Here is a 5653-nt window from a genome sequence, read left to right as displayed (position 1 = left end):
GGCGTCCCATATCTGAAAGGAGATTTCCGTAATTAGAATGTGTACTGACATGACTGGGGTCTGCTTCCAGAGCAAGCTTATATTGTTTCTCTGCATCCCTAAAGCTCCCCATTTGTTTCAGGAGAATTCCATAATTTGAGTGTGTGCTTGCATCATTGGGGTCTGCTTCCAGAGCAAGCTTATACTGTTCTTCTGCTTCCATAGGTAGGTTCAAAAAGTAAGAAGCTGTTCCCGCATTATAATGAGCAACTGCTTTTTCAGGTCCTGTTGATAAGCTTGCAGCGGTCTTTGCAAATATATATACTAATTCATAGGATCCTTCCGATCCACAGAGAGTGCTCAGATCTAATAACTGATCAAAAGAAATCAAATTTTTTGTTGAGAAGTTAATTGCAAGGTCAACTGCTTTGTTTAAATTTCCTTCTTCAGATTGCAGAGATTCAACTACAATTTTCCGCAGTTCTTCTATCATATCATTATCCATTTACTGGCCTACCTCAATGGAACTTCAACCCGAAAAACAATTTTTAATTCATTGTTTTGAAACATATAAATAATTTTTTATATTGTGGGCAGATGACGATTTATAGAAGTATAACAAAAATCAGTTTTTGTGATATAATGAAAATCCTTCAGACCCTCTCTCGTCTCTACGTAAACGATCTCAACTCAGCCCTTGAATTCTACGAAGAACTTCTCGGCTCCCCCAAAGCCATGCGCTTTGCAATCCCGCAAATCGGCCTGGAACTGGTTCAAATAGAAAATGTTTTACTAATAGCCGGTTCGGATGAAGCTCTAAAACTCTTCAGAAGTACGCAGGCTACCTTTCTTGTCGATTCTCTTAATGAATTCAAGGCTTATCTGGAAGAAAAAGGTGCAGAAATTATACGGGGCCCAAATAAGGTCCCGACCGGCAGGAACATGACAGTAAAGCATCCCGATGGCTCGGTAATAGAATACGTGGAACATTCAACCCTGGCCTGAAAAATAAAAATCAGCTATCAATTCAAAAATCCTGCTCCAGAGCTTCAGAGTCAATATTTTATTTTTTTACTCGGACAGGAAAAGTTTTAAACTTATAAATTAACGGAATCTACAACTCATAATCATGATTTTATAAATTTGATAGAATCGTCACCGAAATTTAGAATCATTGATATGTTATTGACACACTCATTGATATAGTAATCCAGGAATTTTCCAGAGGGGTAATTATGGTAAACACTAGCTTTACGCGGGATATTCAATTCCCGCCTTTGCCACTTGAAGAATGGGAAGGTACGAAGAATAAGCTGCACCTGTTCCTGCAAATCGTCGGGAAAGTCAGGCTTGCATTGTTTCCGAAAATGAACCACTGGTGGCATGTGCCGTTTTATGTTTCAGTGCGTGGACTCACGACCGGACCTATTCCTTATGAGGACATGACTTTTGAAATGGAATTTAATTTTCGGGACAAGGAGCATATTTTAAGGATTGAGACCAGCGAAGGAGACTTGAAAACCGTACCTTTAAAAGGGCTTTCAGTTGCCGTTTTTTATGACAGAGTATTTTCAAGTTTGGGCGAGCTTGGGATTATGGTGGGCATCAGGCCTGTGCCTTACGATATCCCTGAGGTAAGTACCGAACCTTTTCCATCTGATTACCAGCATACCGCCTATGACGAAGAATACGTGAACCGTTTCTGGAGAATCCTTGTGCAGGTCTGTTCTATCTTTCAGGTTTTCAGGGGCTGGTTTATAGGGAAAAGTTCGCCTGTGCACTTTTTCTGGCATCACGCTGACCTTGCCCTGACTCTATTTTCAGGCAGGTCTGCGCCTGTCAAGGAAGGAGCAAATTCTGTAGAACTTGAGGCTTCTTCACATGAAATTCTCAGCTTCGGGTTCTGGGCTGGAGACCAGCAGATAAGGGAACCTGCTTTTTATGCTTATATGCACCCGCAGCCAACGGGCTTCATGAATGAGCCGCTAAGCCCAAAAGAAGCTTTCTGGAGCCATCATACCGGGCTTGCACTTTTAAGGTATGAAGATGTCCGAAATGCAGCAGATTCACCGGAAAAAGCGGTTCTGAATTTTCTTGAGAGCGTGTATCAGGCAGGAACAAAGAAGGCGAACTGGGATATTGAGGCTCTCAGGCTTCCGTCATCCGAAAAGCAACTTAAGGAAAAAGCTCAAAAGCAGCACAAAGAATATGCGGATATACTGGAAAAATTGGAAAGGCCGGAGATCTGAATTTCAAATTAAAAGAGTTATGAGGCGCTTTTGTCTGATTTTCCTTTATATTTTGCCTGATTTTCCTTCATATTTTCTTTAATTATTCTTTTGCCCTTTTATATCGAATCATGAGAGTATTAATCTCATTAGAATTTTTTTGAACTGAAAGCCATGTTTAACCAGTATAAACTGCGAAAAGCCGGTATTTTAATTAAATTTCATAAAAAATGATTTTTACTATGTTGATGTAAATTCAATGGGTCATAAATAGCTTAATCTTAAATTAAAGCTTTAGAAATGATTATTTTATTAATTTACTAGTTTTTAAGCTGGGTATATTATAAGTATACTTATATTTAATCCGGTTAATATTAAAATTATAAGTTAAGGTGCCAAGTTAATAGGTATCGGCAAAACAGTTTGGCAATTTCTTCCAGAACTGCGAGGTCAAGTAGAAATTACATACACATGAAAATCTTAAGTTAGTTAGCTTAAGAATTGAGTTCAGGTTGGGGGGTTGAAGTACTGAGTTCAGGTTGGTGAATTTAAAAATTGAGTTTAAGTTGGGGAATTGAAGTACTGAGTTCAGGTTGATGAATTTAAAAATTGAGGTTAAGCTGGAGAGTTGAAGCACTGAGTTCAGGTTGATGAATTTAATTATTGAATTCAGGTTGGGTAGTTTAAGGATTCTTTTTCACACACATATATAGTATTTTTTAATCAAACTAGTCAGGAGTTAATTTATGGTAAATACAAAATTTGATAGAATAAAAAAGATTTGTGCTATTTTACTGGTACTTTGCTTTGTATTGTCAGTAACGGCTGCAGCAGCAAGCGCAGCTGGTAATAGCAAGAATAAAAATGGTTACAAAGACGGCTATAAAAAAGGTTATGGAGATGGCAGAAAACAGGGCCAAAAAGATTGCAATAAATATGGCAGCAGAGAAGCTCTCTCGAAAATCCCCTCTCCTCACAATGATAACAGATGGACCAAAAATTACAAAGACAATTATAATAGAGGGTACCAAAAAGGATACATCGAAGGATACAATGGATATAGGTATACGTGCCTGAAATAAAAGATAAAAAGCTTGAAATCCAAAATAGAAAAAAAGCTATTCCTGATATGATACAAAATTACCAGAGCAGAGGACCTTGTATAAGAACTCCTGTTTTAGTGACTGTTTAGTAACACTGTTAGTCTTCCTGTTAAAGTCTTCCCGTTAAATGACACAGTTTGCTGCTATCTTCCTGGTGATTTTGTTTGCGAATTTTTAAAAATCTATCATCTTTTATAAAAACGGAATGTTTTGCAAAGAAATATTAGAGCACTGTATCTTTTTTTTTGATTTATTTAAATTGAAATAAATAATAAACGATATATTTATTTATCATCTGTACTTACTTAATTGTAATTTATAGCCGTAATAGTCTGAAAACATGGGGAGGGTGTTCAGTAAGCCGGCTTCAAAATTCTATATTTGACTTCTCAAAAGTAATTTTGGAACGTGCTCATTATAGCAAAATTAATTTTGGGTCTGGGGGCAAGCCATTGAAATTATCCAAAAAAACAGCTATGTATTCTATATTCGGATAAATTTAGAGACATTTTACGCTCATAACTTTTAGCAACTGATCCCCATAGCCTAGCAACTGATCCCCATAGCCTAGCAGCTGATCCCATAACCTCGAATTACAACACAGGATTAACTGATAACACTGAATTAACTGATAACACTGAATTAACTGATAACACTGAATTAACTGATAGAGATGAAACTGAGGTTTTACATTCTGTGCACTGCTGCTCTACTCGCTTTAGCGATATCTCCTACTTCAGGAGTACCTTTCTTAGCAGACGGCAACATCACTGCAACGATCCATGGGGCTACATATGCATGGGATACTCTTGAATCCCTCAATGACACTGTGATTAGCATCAATTCTAATCCTCCTCAATCAGTACTGGCAAAAGATGGTACTTATTCCTTTGAACTCGGACCCGGAGACTATGTTATTACAGCCAGGTATTACCGGAACAGCACTATAGTCTATTCAAAAGAAGCAACTTTGAAAATTGAAGAGGAGGGAAACTATGTCTTTGATCTCCTGCTTTATCCTGTCTCCGAAAATCCGGTAAAGGAAACAGCCGAAGACAAAATAAGTAATGTCAATAACGTTAATCCCACCGAAAAAACCAGGAATGACTTTTTTACTGTAAGCCATCTACCAGTAGCCCTCCTGGTTCTTTTTCTGTTCGGCGGAGGTTATAAACTTTCCAGAAAGCGGAAAAAGATGAAAATAAACAGGTCTCAGGAAGGGAAGTTCTATACATCCAGGCTTCTGACAAATGCCCTTGCTAAAATCCCTGGTTCTGGAATAAAGTTGGGGGTCAAAAACACCCAAGAGGCAGTTTCAGTAAAGAAAACAGTAATAGAGCCAGGTGAGCCAGGAATAAAAATTACAGATAATTCCAAAATTGAGACCGATGATTTAAGAAGATCTCCTCTTACTAAGGATCTCCGAGAAGTCCTTGATGTGATTCGGGGCCACAGGGGTAGAATTACGCAAAAGGATCTACGCAGCAGGCTTGATTATTCCGAAGTGAAAGTCAGCCTCATGCTTTCAGAACTGGAAAAGAGAGGCCTGATTCAGAAGTTCAAGCATGGGCGTGAGAATATTGTGATTTTAACAGATGAGGATCACAGATAAGTAATCACAGATGTAGCGAATCACAAGTAAGTAGCGAATCACAGATGTAGCGAATCAAAGATAAGTGGCGAAAGGGAAGCTAAATTTATACGACTCAACAAAAGTATACCATATGATATAATTTAATAATTAATGATGCAACGATAATAATTTAATAATTAATGATGCAACGATAATAATTTAATGATATAATGGAAAAAAGAAAATCAGGGATATTTCACTTTGTTCCTCAGGGCAGAGAACTCGTGAATCTCCCCACTTTCTGAGCAGTAAGAACTCTATTGTTCTTGGTCTTACTGCTCTTTTAATTAATAATTTTTAATCCAGAATATTTTCTTTTAATCTGGATTATTTTTTTTAATCCAAAGGGTTGTATGGCTAAGTAATTACTATATTTTACATTTACATAATTTACAGCCAGCTCTGAACATCTATTTTAAATAACTGTTATAATCACCGTAGAACTTCTTATAACCTCCAAACTATTTCATATACATTTTGAGCCATTTCTTACCATCTGCTTCCATAGTGGCTTCTATAACTGCTATAGTATTCGTAGTAATAGCTGTAGAATTCACTGTAATAACCGCAGAACTTTTTATAACTGAAGGACCAAACTATATACGCTTTGTACCATTTGTTGTACTCTTTGCCATATTTCTTATTGTTCCACTTTCTCTTGTCGTTGTCCCACTTTCTCTTGTCGATGTCCCACTTTCTCTTGTCGTTGT

Annotated in this window: 5 protein-coding genes and 1 pseudogene; 5 read left to right on the top strand and 1 reads right to left on the bottom strand. The window is 37.3% G+C overall.

Translation table 11 applies throughout. The features are described from left to right. Positions 1–484, bottom strand: a pseudogene (locus A9239_RS07745) (hypothetical protein); the annotation flags it as partial. Positions 485–621: 137 nt separating this feature from the next. Here A9239_RS07745 and A9239_RS07740 point away from each other — a divergent pair. The 5 genes from A9239_RS07740 to A9239_RS07720 form a co-directional block, all read left to right on the top strand. Next, entirely contained in the window at positions 622–984 is a 363-nt protein-coding gene (locus tag A9239_RS07740; RefSeq protein WP_048118251.1) for a VOC family protein, read from the top strand. A 230-nt stretch (positions 985–1214) separates the two neighbouring features. Beyond that, positions 1215–2228, top strand: coding sequence for a DUF5996 family protein (locus A9239_RS07735; protein WP_048155243.1), 1014 nt, complete (start codon positions 1215–1217; stop codon positions 2226–2228). Between the two features lie 843 nt (positions 2229–3071). Next, complete coding sequence (locus A9239_RS19425) at positions 3072–3284, top strand: hypothetical protein (RefSeq protein ID WP_155396468.1); 213 nt, start codon at positions 3072–3074, stop codon at positions 3282–3284. Between the two features lie 699 nt (positions 3285–3983). Continuing rightward, positions 3984–4922, top strand: coding sequence for a winged helix DNA-binding protein (locus A9239_RS07725; RefSeq protein WP_048118242.1), 939 nt, complete (start codon positions 3984–3986; stop codon positions 4920–4922). Between the two features lie 528 nt (positions 4923–5450). Then, on the top strand, positions 5451–5653 hold a 203-nt coding region (locus tag A9239_RS07720; RefSeq protein WP_141706406.1), incomplete at its 3' end, for a hypothetical protein.

Origin of the sequence: Methanosarcina sp. A14, assembly GCF_001729375.1 — an archaeon.
GTDB classification, from domain to species: Archaea; Halobacteriota; Methanosarcinia; order Methanosarcinales; family Methanosarcinaceae; genus Methanosarcina; species Methanosarcina barkeri.
The sequence above is the reverse complement of the archived record's forward strand: the minus strand, read 5'-3'. Positions and strand labels throughout refer to the sequence as shown.